General features: G+C 70.8%; 16 protein-coding genes. 14 read left to right on the top strand and 2 right to left on the bottom strand.

What is annotated here, in order from left to right; translation table 11 throughout:
- The first annotated feature begins 113 nt into the window (after positions 1-113).
- The 12 genes from AEQ27_RS13365 to AEQ27_RS13315 all read left to right on the top strand — a co-directional run bounded on the left by AEQ27_RS13365 (position 114) and on the right by AEQ27_RS13315 (position 11411).
- Positions 114-551, top strand: coding sequence for a hypothetical protein (locus AEQ27_RS13365; RefSeq protein WP_054147109.1), 438 nt, complete (start codon positions 114-116; stop codon positions 549-551).
- Positions 552-844: 293 nt separating this feature from the next.
- A complete protein-coding gene (locus AEQ27_RS13360; protein ID WP_054147108.1) occupies positions 845-1348 on the top strand; it encodes a hypothetical protein in 504 nt (167 codons plus the stop codon).
- Positions 1349-1650: 302 nt separating this feature from the next.
- Complete coding sequence (locus tag AEQ27_RS13355; protein ID WP_054147107.1) at positions 1651-1887, top strand: hypothetical protein; 237 nt, start codon at positions 1651-1653, stop codon at positions 1885-1887.
- Positions 1888-1917: 30 nt separating this feature from the next.
- Entirely contained in the window at positions 1918-2478 is a 561-nt protein-coding gene (locus AEQ27_RS13350; protein WP_152970375.1) for a hypothetical protein, read from the top strand.
- A gap of 174 nt (positions 2479-2652) precedes the next feature.
- Positions 2653-3453: a hypothetical protein gene (locus AEQ27_RS13345; RefSeq protein ID WP_054147105.1), complete on the top strand. Its 801-nt coding sequence runs from the start codon at positions 2653-2655 to the stop codon at positions 3451-3453.
- Positions 3454-3561: 108 nt separating this feature from the next.
- Entirely contained in the window at positions 3562-3843 is a 282-nt protein-coding gene (locus AEQ27_RS13340; RefSeq protein WP_054147104.1) for a hypothetical protein, read from the top strand.
- 111 nt (positions 3844-3954) lie between these two features.
- On the top strand, positions 3955-9312 hold the full coding sequence (locus tag AEQ27_RS13335; RefSeq protein WP_054147103.1) for a DUF6531 domain-containing protein: 5358 nt from the start codon (positions 3955-3957) through the stop codon (positions 9310-9312).
- A gap of 104 nt (positions 9313-9416) precedes the next feature.
- Positions 9417-9794, top strand: a complete 378-nt coding sequence (locus AEQ27_RS13330) for a hypothetical protein (RefSeq protein WP_054147102.1) — start codon at positions 9417-9419, stop codon at positions 9792-9794.
- Between the two features lie 138 nt (positions 9795-9932).
- Positions 9933-10337: a hypothetical protein gene (locus AEQ27_RS17435; RefSeq protein ID WP_161805548.1), complete on the top strand. Its 405-nt coding sequence runs from the start codon at positions 9933-9935 to the stop codon at positions 10335-10337.
- 182 nt (positions 10338-10519) lie between these two features.
- Positions 10520-10753: a hypothetical protein gene (locus tag AEQ27_RS17430; RefSeq protein WP_152970373.1), complete on the top strand. Its 234-nt coding sequence runs from the start codon at positions 10520-10522 to the stop codon at positions 10751-10753.
- Between the two features lie 26 nt (positions 10754-10779).
- Positions 10780-11157, top strand: coding sequence for a hypothetical protein (locus tag AEQ27_RS13320; protein WP_054147100.1), 378 nt, complete (start codon positions 10780-10782; stop codon positions 11155-11157).
- Positions 11158-11162: 5 nt separating this feature from the next.
- Entirely contained in the window at positions 11163-11411 is a 249-nt protein-coding gene (locus AEQ27_RS13315) for a hypothetical protein (RefSeq protein ID WP_161805547.1), read from the top strand.
- A gap of 36 nt (positions 11412-11447) precedes the next feature.
- On the opposite strand, the gene AEQ27_RS13310 is transcribed toward AEQ27_RS13315, so the two are convergent.
- Together AEQ27_RS13310 and AEQ27_RS13305 are read right to left on the bottom strand one after the other, a co-directional pair.
- Positions 11448-12026 carry a hypothetical protein gene (locus tag AEQ27_RS13310; protein WP_054147098.1) on the bottom strand — a complete coding sequence of 193 codons (579 nt, stop codon included), beginning with the start codon at positions 12024-12026 and terminating at the stop codon, positions 11448-11450.
- A gap of 103 nt (positions 12027-12129) precedes the next feature.
- Entirely contained in the window at positions 12130-12567 is a 438-nt protein-coding gene (locus AEQ27_RS13305; protein WP_152970372.1) for a hypothetical protein, read from the bottom strand.
- A 116-nt stretch (positions 12568-12683) separates the two neighbouring features.
- Here AEQ27_RS13305 and AEQ27_RS13300 point away from each other — a divergent pair, with 116 nt between their 5' ends.
- Together AEQ27_RS13300 and AEQ27_RS13295 are read left to right on the top strand one after the other, a co-directional pair.
- Entirely contained in the window at positions 12684-14375 is a 1692-nt protein-coding gene (locus tag AEQ27_RS13300) for an ABC-F family ATP-binding cassette domain-containing protein (RefSeq protein ID WP_054147096.1), read from the top strand.
- A gap of 58 nt (positions 14376-14433) precedes the next feature.
- Positions 14434-15603, top strand: coding sequence for an SGNH/GDSL hydrolase family protein (locus AEQ27_RS13295; protein ID WP_152970371.1), 1170 nt, complete (start codon positions 14434-14436; stop codon positions 15601-15603).
- Positions 15604-15643 lie beyond the last annotated feature (40 nt).

Raw genomic sequence — 15643 nt, 5'->3', positions numbered from 1 at the left:
ACACCGCCAGCACCACGCACCACCAGCACCACCGGACGTCCCCGCCACCCGACGCAACACGCTCGGGAGGCGGGGACGTTCGACCACGGGACGGTCTCTAGGGGGAGAACACCATGGCTGATCCGGACGGCAACGAGCCGGTCCCGTTCGACGACGCGACCGCCGACGCGCTGACGGAGGCCTTCGACGCCGCGGCCGACGACCTCGACGCCCAGACGGCATCGCGCGCGAGCCTCATCACGACGGCGTCGACGGACTTCCGCGGACTCTTTTCGGAGCTGTTCGCCTCGAACGCCGACACGGCCCGGCAGGGCGCGTCGAACCTCGCCGAGTGCCTCCGCACCGTCGCATCGTTCGCCGGCGACCTGAAACAAGCCGCGAAGGAAGAGAACACGCGTCGCCGCCTCGCTCGCGAGTGGCAGCAACGGATGGACGGCCGCAACGGGGTCGAGGTGGTCCTGCAGGACATCTTCGGCAGTGAACCCCCGCCTCGCGGCGAGCAGAGGCGGCACCGGTCATGCCCCCGGTCGACGTTCGGGCGGCTCGCGTGAGCCGCCGGCGCCCGGTCCGGGCGGGGGCGGGGGGGGGGGTGCCTCGTCCGCCCGCCCCGACGACCTCCGCTCGTTCGCGACGGGCAGCGTCGGCCTCAACGCCCAATTCTCGGGCCGCCCGGGCGAGCTCGACGGCAAGCTGGCCGACTTCGCCTCGCAGTGCGAATGGGGAGCCATCGACGCGAGCGGGGTCACCTCGGCCTTCGCGACCAAGTCGAATCCGGACGGCCTCTTGTCGAACAAACGTAACGAGATGAGCCGCCAGAGATTCTTGGCTGCTGGAGGTCCGTCCTATGAAGTTGACCCAGGGTGACTTGTTCACCATTCCTGTGGGTGACGGCACGGTATACGTTGCGCATGTCGTTAGCATCCTCAGGAAGAAAAACTTCTATTTTGTCGTCTACGACTTCCGAACTGACGAGACCTCGGCCGAACGCGACGCTGAGGAAGCGCTTCAGCACGACGTGGTTCTCGCTGGTCAGACAATGAGCACTTTGTTCGTCGACATGGGTTGGCGGGTCGTTGGAACAGCCCCCGTCGATGCAGACAGATGGCTTCCCGCGTACAAGGTGACCATCGGCGATGCCGACTCGTGGTTCGTGGTGGATTTTTCCGAAGAACGTCGCCGGCCTGCGACAGCCGAAGAAGTCGAAGATCTGCAGTTCCGGACGACGAGAGCCCCGGCGGGAATCGCTGCAGCTGTCCGCGCTCTGGCAGGCAAGGCACCCTGGGAGGATCGCTTCGACGAGCTGCTCCCCGCCGACGCCCGGCGCGCAGCCACCGTCTTCCGAGATTGAGTCCACCTGCCGAAGTCGCCGTCCACGAAGATGGCACACCAGACGCCGAGCGCTCCCGCGAGTACGTCGCCTTGGTCGACGACAGCCGAAGGCCCGCCAAGCGGATGTCTTGACGAGCATCGAAAGACCTCTTCACCGCCGGCGAGTGACCCGCCCCCGACGTCGCGTGGAGTTCTGGAGTAGAGGTCAGGATGGACGACAGGCGAGAGTGCGCACCCACGAGGCGACTGATCGGACCGGATGATGAACGACGACGAGACGCTGCGTGCCTTGCACTCGTTACTCATCACGAAGGAGAGACCATGGAGCTGACCAGCGGCGCGGGGGCTTCGTCCCGTGACGACGACCGCAAAGCTTACGCCGAGCGGACGATGGAGAAGGCTAGGCGGCTGACCGCCGAGGGCCACCCCGACCTCGCTCTCTCACACCTCGAGAGCCTGGCGCATCAGGTAGTCGACGAGTGGCCGTTCGACTCGGCACTCGGCGTCGAGATCCTCGCGGCGACGCAGGCGGCACGACAGAGGACGTCGAGCCCATGACGGGAGCGTCAGAATGATCGGGATGCGCAGTTGACCGAAGAAGACCACGCTGAACGCCGCCGTCCTGCGACGCCGGCGGAGGACGGACGCGAACCGACACCTGCAGGTCTCGTCTTCGAGATCCCCGTGGGTGACGGCCGGGCCTACCTCGGCCAGGTCGTCACCGAGCACTTCGCGGGCATCTACGTGGTCGTCTTCGACCTCGTCGTCGGCGGGGTCGATCCGGGGCAGGACTCCCTCGACGAGCTGGCCACCGCCCCCCCGCCCTTCGCCGCGCTGCCCCTCAGCAGCCCCCCCGCCCGGGGTTCGTGGCGGGCCGCGGGGCGCGCCGCCGTGGCCGCGGAGCGGTTCCTGCCGGCCTACAAGATCACGTCAGGCGACCCGGTCCGGTTCTTCGTCGAGGATTTCCCGGGAGCACGTCGTCGATCGGCGACCCCGCTCGAGATCGAGACGGTGCCCTTTCGGACCACGTCGAGCCCGGCCTACCTCGACCGGGCCGTCGCTGCACGAGAGGGACTGACACCGTGGCTTCCGGCTCTGGACCGCGTGAGGGCCGGCGGGGTCATCCTGGCGACCGACGTGTTCCGCTGAGCGACCCCGGAGCACCTGCCGCGCGGGCGCCGACAGCGACCCGCGCCAGGACAGGACGGAGAGGCACCCCGACAGACCTGTTCGTGCCAAGATCGTGTCCGGGGGCGGCTCGACACGGGCGAGGTCCTGACGAGCACGGACGCCCCGGCCCACGGCCGGGCACCCAGGGGGACCATGAGCACCGACCGCACCTCGGCACCGACCGAGACGAGACCCCGCCGGCTGACCCCGACGACGGCGGTCGCGATGCCGTCGTCCACGCGCCTCCTTCTCTCGACCCTGGGATTCGTCGCCGGCGTCGCCATCGCCCTCGTGGGCGGTGCCACGCCGGGGCTCGTGATCACCCTCGGGCTCGTGCTCCTCGCCGCGTCGTTCCTGCTGGGCCGGCTGCGCGATCGGGCCCGGGCCACCACGATGCCGATCGTCCTGGCCAGCACCGCGAGCATCCCGATGGTCTCATCGGGACCACCGAACATCCTCATGGTGCTGACCTTCGCCGGTTCCGCCGTCCTCGGCCACGCCCTCGGCACGGCCAGCCGCGCCCGACACGAAGCCCGTGAACCCGCCGCCCCGCCGACCGACCCCGCCACCGTGGCCGGCCGCACCGTGTTGCTGTGGCGCATGGGCCGCGAGCAGTTCGAGGTGATCGACCCGACCGAGAAGCGGCTGCGCACCGTGATCCGGGGGCCGAAGGGCAACGTCCCGAGCAGCATCGAGCTGCGCCGCGACACCGCCGGGCTCGACGTCCTGCGGCCGGCCGACGTGCCCGTCGCCGTGCTGCACACGATGGACGTCCGCACGGGTCCCTGGTACGAGATCGTCGACGCCGTCGCGGCCCCGGGCCCCGGACAGCCGGTGCCGGCCAACCCCTCCCTCGCGGCGTACCGAGACCGGGCCGTCGAGGCGGCCGTCCATTTCAGCCGGACCGGCGGCCCGCTGCCCTCGGCCCCGTGGGCCCCGACCGCCCGCGGCTGAAAGACCAACAGACTGTTCTGCACCCTCGGCACGATTTCAGGCTAAAGTCGAGCCGTTCGAGCCTCGGGGGCGCGTCTCGCTCACCGGCCAATCCATCAGGGGGTAACCATGTCACGCGTTCTTTCGACCGAGCAGGCCAAGACGGCCATCAACCAGGTCCAGGGCATCATCAACGGCGGTTTCACCGACCAGATCAGCCAGCTCGACGCCCAGGGCCGCATTCTGTCCGACCCCAACGTCTGGGACGGCCCCCTCGCCGCGACGTTCCGCGGCTCGACCTGGCCCGAGACCAAGGCCGCCCTCGACAAGGCCAAGACCGAACTCGAGCAGCTCCGCACCCAGCTCGACAAGATCTCGCAGAACATCTTCTCCGCCGGCGGCGGCGCCTAGGCATCACCGAAGACACCGGCTGCTCCCCACGGGAGCGGCCGGTGTCTCCTGCCTCCGCGGCCTGGGGACGCGGCGGCTGACCGATCCATCTGTACCGGGGGAAACGACGACATGACCGATCTGCACGGCAACGAACCGCTGAAGTTCAGCTTCTGGGCGGCCGACAACCTGAAATCGGCGTTCACCAACGCCGCGAGCGACGTCGAGGGGCAGACGGCGTCGCGCGCCGCGGCGGTGACCACGGGTTCGCAAGAGTTCGCGGGGCTGTTCGCCGACCTGTTCAAGGAGAACGCCGACACCGCCGCGGTGGGTGCGTCCGGTCTCTGCCAGACCCTCCGCGAAGCCGCGGACTTCGTCGACCAGATCATGGAGTCGGCCAAGCGGGAGAACGCCCGCCGTCGAGAGGCGCGGGAGTACTACGAACGCCTCGAGGCCCGCAGCGGCTGGGACAAGTTCATCGACGGCTTCGACGGCGTCGAGCAACCCCCCACCACGAAGAAAGAGGACCAGCTGGTCCTCAGTTCGACCTACGTGCCGCCGGCACGCGAGGTCCCCACGGGCGGCGGCTCGGCCGGGCCCACGTCGTCGGCCCTCCCTGCGAACCTCCGGTCCTTCTCCTCGACGACGACGGCCCTCGACGGCGAGCTCGCCTCGCGGCCGGGCACGCTGACAGCGGCCCTCGACACGTTCGCGACCCAGTGCGACTGGGGCTCGTTCACCGCCGACGGCCTCGTGCGAGCCCTCTCGGACTGGCTCGGCGCCAACGCCAACGATGCAGCGTGGGCCACCACCGTCGCCGACAAATTCGCCCAGGCCGGTGGTGAGGGATCGGTCTCGACGCTGTCGAACGCCGCCATCGCGGCCTCCCTGCAGGCCTCCGGCATCGCGCTCGGCCGCGACGACCTCCTCATCGAACCGACCCAGGCCTTCGGCGGGGCCCCCACGAGCGGCTACTCGGTCGACCCGGTGAACACGACCACGGGCAACTTCCTCGAGACCGAGGTCGACCTCGCGTTCTCGGGCGCGAGCAGCACACTGCGCCTCAGCCGCATGTACAACAGCCTCGACCCGCACGTCGGCCTGTTCGGCCCCGGCTGGGCCTCGGTGCTCGAGACACGCCTCACCCTCGACGACGAGGGTGCCGCGTTCACGATGGCCGACGGCCGCCAGGTGCTGTTCCCGCGGCTCGGCGAGGGCTGGGACCGCGGAGTCGGTGAAAACTTCTGGCTCGCCGCCGAGGGCTCGACCCTCGTCGTCCGCGACAACGCCGGCAGCCGGTGGCGCTTCACCCCGTCCGGCGTCTGGCTGGGCAGCGAAGGAGGCGCGGGTACGGCCGTCGAGGTCGCCCGCCACCCCGACGGCCTGCCCGCGCGCCTCACCCACGACCGCGGACGCTGGATCGAGATCGACTACGTCGACGGCCGCGTCGCGGTCGCCACCGGCTCGGACGGCCGCCGGGTCGAGTACGCCTACGACGACGCCGGCCGCCTGGTCGGCGCGACGAGCGAGGTCGGCACCCGACGCTACGGCTGGAACGACGCGGGGCTGATCGAGAAGGTGACCAGCGCCTCCGCGGTGGTCGAGGCCGTCAACACGTACGACGACCGCGGACGCGTCGTCGAGCAGCTCACCCCGCACGGACGCACCGTGCGCTTCGCCTACCTGCGCGGTCGCGTGACCGTCGTGTCGGACACCGACGGCAGCCGCTCGAACACCTGGATCTCGGACGCCAAGGGCCGCCTCGTCGGCGTGCTCGACACCGACGACCACCGCCAGTCGATGAGCTACGACCCGCACGGCAACCTCGTCTCGGTCGTCGAGCGCGACGGGTCGACGACCGTGAACGGCTACGACCAGCGCGGCCGCAAGGTGCGGACGGTCACCCCGGCCGGTGCCGACCTCACCTGGGGGTACGACGACCTCGACCGCGTCACGACCCTCGTCACGGAGTCGGGCTCGGTCGTGCAGTACGAGTACGACGGCGACGACCGCGACCCGTCGGTGATCGTCGACCCCGAGGGCGGGCGTTCCGAGCTCGTCTGGCGTGACGGTCTGCTCGAGCGCGTGGTCGACCCGACCGGGGTCACGGTCGTCTGCGCCTACGACGCGTTCGGCGACCTCGTCTCGACCACGAACGCGGTGGGCGACGTGGCCCGGATCGAGCGCGACCACACCGGACGACCGGTCGTCCCCACGAGCCCGTCCGGGGCGCGGACGACCTTCACGTACGACGCCGCGGGGCTGCTGACCGGACGCCGTGCCCCCGACGGTGCCACCTGGCGGTTCGAGCACGGGCCCGGCGCCCGCGTGACGGCCGTGGTCGACCCCCTCGGTGCGCGCACCGACTACGGCTACGGCCCCCACGGCGAGCTCGAGACCACCACGGACCCGCTCGGTCGCGTCGTCTCGCGGCGGTTCGACGACCAGGGCAACCTGTCGGCGATCGTCCTGCCCGACGGTGGCGAGAACCGCTTCGGCTGGGACGCTCTCTCGCGGCTGCGGACGGTCACCGACCCGGCCGGGCACGACTGGACCCGCGAGTACGACGTCACCGGCGCCCTCACCGCGACCGTCGATCCGACGGGCGTGCGTCAGGAGGCGCGGGTCGACCAGATGGACGGCACCGGCACCCTGCGTGACGCGTTCACCACGACCACCGTCCGGTTCGACGAATACGGCCGCCCCGTCGCGACCGAAGCGCCCGACGGATCAGCCGAGCTGACCACCTACGACCGGTGCGGACGCGTCGTCGAGCTCGTCGACGGCGAAGGCGGCCTCACTCGCCTCGAACGCGACCTCGCCGGACGCGTGACCGCCGTCGTCACCCCGACCGGCGCCCGGCCGACCTACGAGGACGACGCCTGCGGACGCCCGGCGGCGAGCACCGACCCGCTCGGCGCCCGCACCACCCTGAGCTACGACGCCGACTCCCGGGTCGTCGCCCGCACCCTGCCCACCGGCGAGGTCGAACGCATCGACCACGACGCCGCCGGACGCATCGTGGCCCGGCGCGTGCCCGGCCAGGGCACCGCCCGGTTCGGCTACGACGCCGCCGGACGACTCACCTCGACCCAGGACACCCGCTACGGACGACGCCGCTTCCGCTACGACGCCGCCGGCCAACTCGTCGAAGCCGTCAACGGGCTGGGCGGGGTCACCCGCTACGAGTACGACCTCCGCGGCCGCGTCGTCGCGATCACCGACCCGCTCGGTGGTGTCACGCGTCGCGAATACGACGCGGTCGACCGTGTCACGAGCGTCGTCGATCCCCTGGGCCGCACGACGACCGCCGAATACGACGCCGCCGGACGGCAGCTGAAGCAGCGCGACCCCGACGGGCACGTCACCGAGTGGCTGCACGACGCCGCCGGACGACCGGCGACGACGCGCGTCGACGGACGCGAGACGAGCACGGTCAGCGTCGACCCCGTCACCCGCGCGATCACGGTCACCGACCACACGAACGGAGCGGGCCACGACGTAGAGCACCGGCTCGAGTACGACCGGCGCGGTGGGCTCGTGCGTCGTTCGCGAGGCGACTCGGCGATCGCGTGGGAGTACGACGCCGACGGCCGCCGCACCGCCCGGGTCGACCCGGCGGGCACCCGCACCGAGTACCGCCGCGACACCGCCGGGCGGGCCGTCTCGATCGTGCACGCCGGGGTCGAGTCGACCGTCTCGTACGACGCCGCAGGCCGCATCGTCGCCTCGACCGGTGGTGACCTGCTGCAGGCCTGGCGCTACGACGACGGCGCGCTCGTCGAGCACACCACGACCAGCGCCGACGGTGCCGTGACGACCACGATCACCCGCGACGCGTCAGACCGCATCGCCCACATCGACGGCCCCTCGGGCACCGTCGCATACGGCTACGACGACGCCTGCCAGCTCACGTCGCTGCGCACGGGCTCCGGCGGCCTCGCCACCTGGACGTACGACCTGGCGGGCCGTCTCGTCGCCGAGACCCGCGACGGGTCCACCACGACGTCGACCCATGACGCCGCAGGGCAGATCACCAGCCGCGACCTGGCGGACGGGCGACGGGTCGAGTACGTCCACGACGGCCTCGGTCGGCGCGTCCGCGAGATCGCCGACGACGGCGCCTACACCGAATACGCCTGGTCCGACCTCGGCTGGCTAGAGGCCGTGGTCCGCCACGACGCGGACGCCGTCGTCCTCGAGCGCACCTCGCTGTGGGTCGACGCCCTGGGCGAGCTCGCCACCGTCGACGGAGCCGACGTCTGGTGGGACACCGCCAGCCCCCTCCCCTCACTTGTCTCGCTCGGCGGCTCGTCCGTGACGACGCTCCCGGGAGGCGCGACCCGCGTCGGCGAGGACTGGCTCGCCCCGGCCTGGCGCGGGGCCCATGCGACCGACGCGACGGACCCCCCGGGCGCCGACCGCGCCTCCTCGGCGCCCGGACCGGAGCTGCCCGGCGGACTGGCGCTCACGGCCACGGGTGGTCTGCAGGTCGCCGGCCTCGACTGGCTCGGGGCCCGGGTCTACGACCCGACCGCCCGAGGGTTCCTCTCGGTCGACCCGCTCGCACCGGTGACCGGTGCGGCCTGGGCGGGCAACCCGTACTCGTACGCCGGCAACGACCCCCTGCACGCCCTCGACCCCCTTGGACTGCGCCCGGCCACCGACGCCGACCTGGCCGACTACGCGAAGGCCACCCAGGGCGCCTGGGCCAACGCCGGCGACTGGTGGGGTGAGTACGGCGATTACGTCATCGCCGGCCTTGCCATCGCGGGCGGAGTCGCCCTCATGTGCACCGGCATCGGCGGCCCGGCAGGCGTCGCCCTCACGGCCATGGCCTCGGGAGCTCTCATCAGCGGCGGGGGGAACGTGGCGGAGCAGAAAATGACCAAAGGCTCGGTGGACTATGGAGAAGCGATGGTCCAGACCGCGATCGGAGGCGTCACCGGCCTGGTCGGAGGTGGAGTGGCCACGGGACTCGGGAAGATCGCCAGCCCCCTGGCCGCCCGAGTGGCGACTCCGGTGGCACAGCGGGTGGTCACCCCGGCGCTCAGCAAGGCCGGTCAGGCGGCGATCTCGGCGGGCACGGGCGGTGCAACAGCCAACGTCCTCGACTACGGCATCAACGGAACGAACCAGACTCCTCTGGGCTATGCAGGAGCCGCCGCGACCGGTTTCGTGACCAGCGCTGCGTTCTCGGCCGGGTCGCACGCGGTGAGTTCCAGCGCGTTGTCGAAGCTGGAGATCACACCGCACATCCCCGATGGCCTTCGAGCGCACGTGCAAGCGCCGAATGTGACCTGGGGAAACCGGGTGGTGTCCACGACCATCGACAGCTTCGCAGGTGGGTTCCAGGCAGCGGCCAACGAGTACATTCGTCCCGGCGGCAACGTGAACGACATTCCGTCGCAATTCGTGACGGGGATGCTGTCCGGTGCCGAGGGGCCCGTGGCTCCTACCCCGGCGCACCGAGCTGTACCTGCTGGATAGCTGACGAACGGAAGGCCGCAAGGCGACACATGAAGCCCACGAGTTCTGCATCGGATTCCAAGAAAGCCAGTAGACGAACGACCCTGAGAAACAGGGCGTATCTGGTGGTGGTGCTGTTCGTCGTACCCGTGATGGGCATCGCACTCTTCGTTGTCGGCCCGACCGTCCTGAGCAACTACGACACGAGCAACCGTCTCACGGTCGACTGCGAGGTGACCACAGCCACGTACGGAGTCCGTTCCTCCGTCAACCGCGTCGGTGCAGGAAGTTCGCGAGCACAGATCGAGATCGTCACGCCCGATTGCGGAACACTTCTGCTGCGCGAGGGAGTGAACGAGAAGGACGGCCCCGAACTAGCCGCAGCTCTGGCCCCGGGAACCAGCTACGAGTTCTCGGTCGGCAAAGGTTCATGGGCGATCCGCGGATTCCTGAATTCGATCAAGAAGTACCCCTTCACCTACGGGTATGAACCTGCGGCCTGACACGGCCGGTGGGCAGAGGCACATCGAGATCGACCACAGCCGAGCAGGAGGGTTCATGGCGAACTCGACAACACCTGGGTTCGGCGGAGCCTGGTCGCCGCTCTCTAGGATCAGAAGGCAATCGTTCATCATGGACACGTGAGATGCAAGAGAGACCGGACAGCGCCCCAGGCCCGAGACGACGCGGCCGAGGCATTCCGCCTCCGCAGTCGGACGTTGGTCGTCGGAATGCGGGCAGCGATGCTCGTGGGCCTGGCTGTGGATCTCGTCGTCGCTCTCTACGTCCTGACACAGGTGCCACCAGGAACGACGATCTCGTACACCCGACTCTCGCGAGAGTGGCGACTGCCCATCGTGGCACTCGGACTTTTTCCGGCACTGATCCTCAGCTTGTGGGTTCGGTCTCGCAAGGCACCCGATGAAGATCTACCCCCCGTCGAGCGAGTCATCCTGGTCGTCGGCCTGCCCCTCCTGTTGCTCGTCTTGGTCGGCGGGCAGTTCGTCCTCGGTCATGCCTACCTGCAGGCTGGCCAACCCACCTAGCCGGGACGAGACCAGGGCGCATGCGGGAACAGAGCACCAACAGGGAGGCGTCAGCGATGGCCACAGCCGATCCTGACGATGCGGCCAGGGCCAGGAGAGCCTTCGTGCTCGGCCGCAGGGCTCTCGCCGTCACGTGTTGTGCACTTCTCGCCCTGGCTCTGGGCGTGTTCACCCAGGTCCCCATGTCCACGACTCTCGGCTACAACCGGCTGAGCAGCGACTTCCGCATCCCCGTCGTCGGCCTGCTCGTCGTTCCGGCCATCTTCGCCATTGCATGGCTCCGAGGCAGGAAGCAAGATCTCTCCGCGATCGTCCCCGCCGAACGCCTGGTGATCTACATCGTCTACCCCATCATGATCGCTGCCTTCACCTGGGCCCAGGTGACTCTCGCCACCGCGTTCCTCACCCACGGCTGACGAAAGAGCACGGAGGTACTGGAGCCGTGGCATCCCCGAACAGATCCCTGACCGACGACGAGATCGCGAAGGGCACGGTCGTCGCGACCTGGGTCCGTCGAGCCCTAGTCGCGGGACTCGCGGCGTCCGTGGCGGTCGCCGTCGTGGTCGCGTTCAGCGTCCCCCTCGACACTACGATCTCGTACCGTCGCAACAGCACGGACTTCGGGCTGCCCATCGTCGCGCTGTTGCTCGTGCCTGTGATCTTCGTGGTCGGACTGTTCAAGTCCCGGGGGCCGGACGCGGGCAAGGTCCCGACGGCAGAACGCCACTTCCTGATGGTGGGCTACCCGATCTTCATCGTGCTCGCGATCGCCGCCCAGCTCTACTTCGCACGCCAGTTCTTCGACGCCGCCGGGGCGTGAGCGACATGCCCTCGCCCGACCACCGTTTCATGAACCGCATCAGGCTCGTGAACGGGATCGCGGCGCTGATGGACACGGCCCTGCTGATCGTGGTCCTCGTCCAGGTCCCCTGGACGACCACCGTCACCTACAACAGGCTGGCGAGACAGTTCAGCATGCCGGTGTACTCGCTCGTCGCGATCCCGATCGTCCTCACGATCACGTGGTGGCGAGGAACGACCCCGGCGAGCGCGACCGCGACGCGAGGTCCGTGACGGTCTGGCACGCGTCGGGCCGTGCCGCGCCGGTTCTCAGCTCAACGGCTCGTAGGGCATGACCGTCCCGTTGCCGCACCGGACGGAGTCCGACGTGCCGCTGACCGAGTAGATGACGTTCGGGTACCAGCCGGTCGGCTCGACGTCGGCCAGGGCTCCCGTGCTCTTCGGGTAGACGGCCGTGACGACGTCACCCGAGGCCGTGGCCGCGTCGGGCACGTCGACCCGCTCGCCGTCGACTCCGACCGTCACGGTGGCCGAGCGGAAGGTGCCGGCGCTGTAGTCCGACGACAACACCGTCTCGTCGTCGCCGCTGAGGACGAGCATGAACGTCGCGTTGTCCGTGTCGCCGTCGACGGGCAGTCCCGTGAAGACGACCTCGTAGGCGTCGGCCGTCTCGGTCAGCTCGACCGTCCCGGTCACGCCACCCTCGAGGTCGCACGACGCCTGGCCCGGAGTCGCCGCCGGGGTCGAGGCGCTCGTCTCGGCGGCGTCACCCCCTCCGGCCGCCTCCTCGGACGAGCCCGCCGAGCACCCGGCGAGCAACACGCTCAGCGCCACGGCCCCGATCGCCCCGAAGGCCCGCGTTCGCGTGTTCGTCGTCGTCGTCGACATGGTGGTCTCCCCTACAGGTGGCGTGTCGCGGCCGGATGCCGACCGCCCCGTTGACGCTAGCAGCCCAGGACAGACCGGTCCGGTGACGACAGAGGACCCTCGGTCAGGACGGCAACGCCGCGACCCAGGCCCGGAACGACTCGAGTTCGGCCCCGCGCAGCACGACGCTCGGCGGGGCGTCCACCGCAGCCCCCAGGAAGGCCAGCCCGCCCGGGGCCTCGCCCTCGAGCACGTCGCCGACGGCCGTGCCCGACCGCTTCGGCCACGCCTGCGTCCACACGGCGTAGAGCGTCGGCCCGTGGGTCGACTCGAGCACGACGCTCTCGTCCCCGAGGAAGCGCACGAGCTCGTCGAGTCGCACCCCGGCGCGCCCCTCGGGCACCGTGACGACCACGCCCGGCACGCTCGGCCGGCGCTTCGAGGGCACCGCGACCGGCACGGCCTCGGCGGTCGCGCCTCCTCCGCTCCACGGCGCCACGGGCACCCGCGGCCACGGCTCGGCGGGCACCGCATCCGATCGGTCTCGTCTGAACAGCCCCATGACGTCATCCCCTCTCGGCCCCCGGCGGGCGGGACCCCGGACCGACCCTAGCGACACCGACCGCAGGAGGCGCGGGTGACGCCACCCGCGCCTCCTCGGTACGCGAGAATGGCCCGATGAGCGCTTCACTCGTGGCCAAGGGCCTGGCCGGGGGCCACGGGCACCGCACCCTCTTCGACGACCTCGACCTGACCGTCGCCCCGGGCGACGTCGTGGGCGTGGTGGGCGTCAACGGGGCCGGCAAGTCGACGCTGCTGCGCCTCCTCGCGGGGGTCGACGAGCCGCAGGCCGGCACGATCACCTTGAACCCCGGCGACGCCTTCGTCGGCTGGCTGCCACAAGAGCATGAGCGCGTGCCCGGCGAGACCGTCGCCGACTACATCGGTCGCCGGACCGGCAGCACGCAGGCCACCACCGAGATGGACGCCGCCGCGGCAGCCCTCGGCGACCCCGACCCGGCCCCACGTCCCGACGGCCTCGAGCCGGCCGACGTCTACTCGACCGCCCTCGACCGGTGGCTCGCCAGCGGCGCCGCCGACCTCGACGACCGTCTGCCGCAGGTGCTCGCCGACCTCGGTCTCGACCGTGACGGCGACGGAGCCGTCGGCCCCGACAGCCCCATGACCGGCCTCAGCGGAGGCCAGGCCGCCCGCGTCGGCCTCGCCGCCCTGCTGCTGAGCCGCTTCGACATCGCCTTGCTCGACGAACCCACCAACGACCTCGACCTCGACGGCCTCGAACGACTCGAGCGCTTCGTGCAGGGGCAGCGCGGGGGCGTCGTCCTCGTCAGCCACGACCGCGAGTTCCTCGCCCGGTGCGTCACGAAGGTGCTCGAGCTCGACCTCGCGCAGTCGTCGAACCGCGTCTTCGGCGGTGGCTACGACGCGTACCTCGACGAGCGCGAGACGGCCCGCCGTCACGCCCGCGAGGCCTACGACGAGTTCGCCGAGAAGAAGGCCGACCTCGTCGGTCGTGCCCGGACGCAGCGCGAGTGGTCGAGCCAGGGCGTCCGCAACGCGATGAAGAAGGCGCCCGACAACGACAAGATCCGCCGCAAGGCCTCGGCCGAGTCGAGCGAGAAGCAGGCCCAGAAGGTCCGCCAGATGGAGAGCCGCATCGCCCGCCTCGACGAGGTCGACGAGCCCCGCAAAGAGTGGCAGCTCGAGTTCACCATCGGCGCGGCACCCCGGTCGAGCTCGGTCGTCTCGACCCTCAGCGGCGCCGTGTTCCGCCAGGGCGACCCCGCCACGGGCGAGTTCGTGCTCGGTCCGGTCTCGCTGCAGGTGGACGGCGGCGACCGCATCGGCATCACCGGCCCGAACGGCGCCGGCAAGTCGACCCTGCTGCGCGGCCTGCTCGGCCGACAGGCCCCGAGCGAAGGAGGCGCGAGTCGCGGAGCCAGCATCGCCGTCGGCGAGATCGACCAGGCCCGCGCGCTCCTGGCCGGTGACGTGCCGTTGGCCGACGCATTCGAGGCGCTCGTGCCGGACTGGCCCCAGGCCGAGGTACGGACGCTGCTCGCCAAGTTCGGGCTCAAGGCCGACCACGTCTCGCGCCCGGTCGACGAACTCTCGCCCGGCGAGCGCACCCGCGCCGGCCTCGCCCTGCTGCAGGCCCGCGGCGTCAACGTGCTCGTGCTCGACGAGCCCACGAACCACCTCGACCTCGCCGCCATCGAACAGCTCGAGCAGGCCCTCGAGTCGTACGACGGCACACTGCTGCTCGTCACCCACGACCGGCGCATGCTCGGGACGGTCCGCCCCGACCGCCACTGGAGGGGCGGGGGCGGCACCGTCACCGAGTCGTGAGCCCGTGGACGAAGCCGCCGGTGAACGACTCCCACGCCCCTCGACTACCGTCGTCGTCATGACCCGAACCACCCGACTGGTCGCGGTCGCCGTCGCCCTTGCCCTGCTCACGGGCTGCACCGCGAACCCGACCACCCCGAGCGAGCCCACGGGCGGCGCCTCCGCCGACGAGACCTTGTCGGCCCTGCCGACCCGCGCCTCCTCGGAGCTCGCCGACTGGGCCGTCGCCCTCGACGATCGTGACGACTACCCCGCCCGCTGGGTCGCCGTCGGCGACTCGATCTCCGAGGGCATGGGCGCTTCGACCGTGGACTCCCGCTGGATCGACCTGACCCTCGACGGCCTGCGCGAGCGCTACCCGACCGACGACGTGCCGGGCGGGGTCGGCTACCGGCCGGCCGCGTTCGCCGTGGCTCCCCCGGCGTCGACCTGGGCGCGCTGGGCCTCGAGCAGCGAGGGATCGGTGTCGGCGTCGTCCCGCACCGCCGACCTCGGCTACCGCTCGGTCACGCTCGGCGCCGGCGCGACCACGACGTACCCGTTCACGGGCACCGACCTCGACCTCTGGTGGTCGAGCGGCCGCGGCACCTTCAGCTACACCGTCGACGACGGCGACGCGGTCGAGGTGGACACGCGCGACTCGATGGCCACCAGCGGCATCTCGTCCGTGACCGGGCTCGACGCGGGAGCCCACACCGTGACGATAAATGCCGAGACGCCCGTCGACATCGAGGGCCTGACCGCTTTCGACGGGGATCGCGACCGCGGCATCACGCTCTTCGACTCGTCCCGCTCCGGCGCGACGGCCCGCACCTTCACGGCCGACCTGCCCGGCTACCTCGACTCGATCGCCGCGACGAAGCCCGACCTCGTCACGATCACGCTCGGCGCCAACGACGCGTTCAGCCGCACGCCGGACCAGTTCGAGGACGACTACCGCACCCTGATCGAGGGTCTGCAGAGCCTCGACGACCCGCCGTCGGTCATGCTGATGGGCGAGTTCGTGCCCGGGACGAACCTCACCGAGGGACTGGCCGGGGACGCGTCCGAGTACGACGCGGTCGTGCAGCGCCTCGCCGACGAGACCGGCAGTGCCTACATCGACCTCGCCGACGCCCTGCCGGCCGACGGGGTCGCCTCACTGCTCTCGGCCGACGGGGTGCACCCGAACGACGCCGGCCAGCGCGTCATCGCCGACTACGTGCTCGACCAGCTCAGCGTCCGCTGACCCGCGGCCCGTCGAGTGGTCCCGAATCGTGGTTCGGCCC

It is taken from the genome of Frigoribacterium sp. RIT-PI-h, from assembly GCF_001297205.1.
Taxonomy (GTDB): Bacteria; Actinomycetota; Actinomycetes; order Actinomycetales; family Microbacteriaceae; genus Frigoribacterium.
The sequence above is the reverse complement of the archived record's forward strand: the minus strand, read 5'-3'. Positions and strand labels throughout refer to the sequence as shown.

Bases quoted from the DNA above. Each gene is read 5' to 3' on its own strand.
- AEQ27_RS13340 (WP_054147104.1), top strand. From the start codon at position 3,562: ATGTCACGCGTTCTTTCGACCGAGCAGGCCAAGACGGCCATCAACCAG.
- AEQ27_RS13345 (WP_054147105.1), top strand. From the start codon at position 2,653: ATGAGCACCGACCGCACCTCGGCACCGACCGAGACGAGACCCCGCCGG.
- AEQ27_RS13355 (WP_054147107.1), top strand. From the start codon at position 1,651: ATGGAGCTGACCAGCGGCGCGGGGGCTTCGTCCCGTGACGACGACCGC.
- AEQ27_RS17430 (WP_152970373.1), top strand. From the start codon at position 10,520: ATGTCCACGACTCTCGGCTACAACCGGCTGAGCAGCGACTTCCGCATC.
- AEQ27_RS13295 (WP_152970371.1), top strand. From the start codon at position 14,434: ATGACCCGAACCACCCGACTGGTCGCGGTCGCCGTCGCCCTTGCCCTG.
- AEQ27_RS13360 (WP_054147108.1), top strand. From the start codon at position 845: ATGAAGTTGACCCAGGGTGACTTGTTCACCATTCCTGTGGGTGACGGC.
- AEQ27_RS13335 (WP_054147103.1), top strand. From the start codon at position 3,955: ATGACCGATCTGCACGGCAACGAACCGCTGAAGTTCAGCTTCTGGGCG.
- AEQ27_RS13300 (WP_054147096.1), top strand. From the start codon at position 12,684: ATGAGCGCTTCACTCGTGGCCAAGGGCCTGGCCGGGGGCCACGGGCAC.
- AEQ27_RS13310 (WP_054147098.1), bottom strand. From the start codon at position 12,026: ATGTCGACGACGACGACGAACACGCGAACGCGGGCCTTCGGGGCGATC.
- AEQ27_RS13365 (WP_054147109.1), top strand. From the start codon at position 114: ATGGCTGATCCGGACGGCAACGAGCCGGTCCCGTTCGACGACGCGACC.
- AEQ27_RS13315 (WP_161805547.1), top strand. From the start codon at position 11,163: ATGCCCTCGCCCGACCACCGTTTCATGAACCGCATCAGGCTCGTGAAC.
- AEQ27_RS13305 (WP_152970372.1), bottom strand. From the start codon at position 12,567: ATGGGGCTGTTCAGACGAGACCGATCGGATGCGGTGCCCGCCGAGCCG.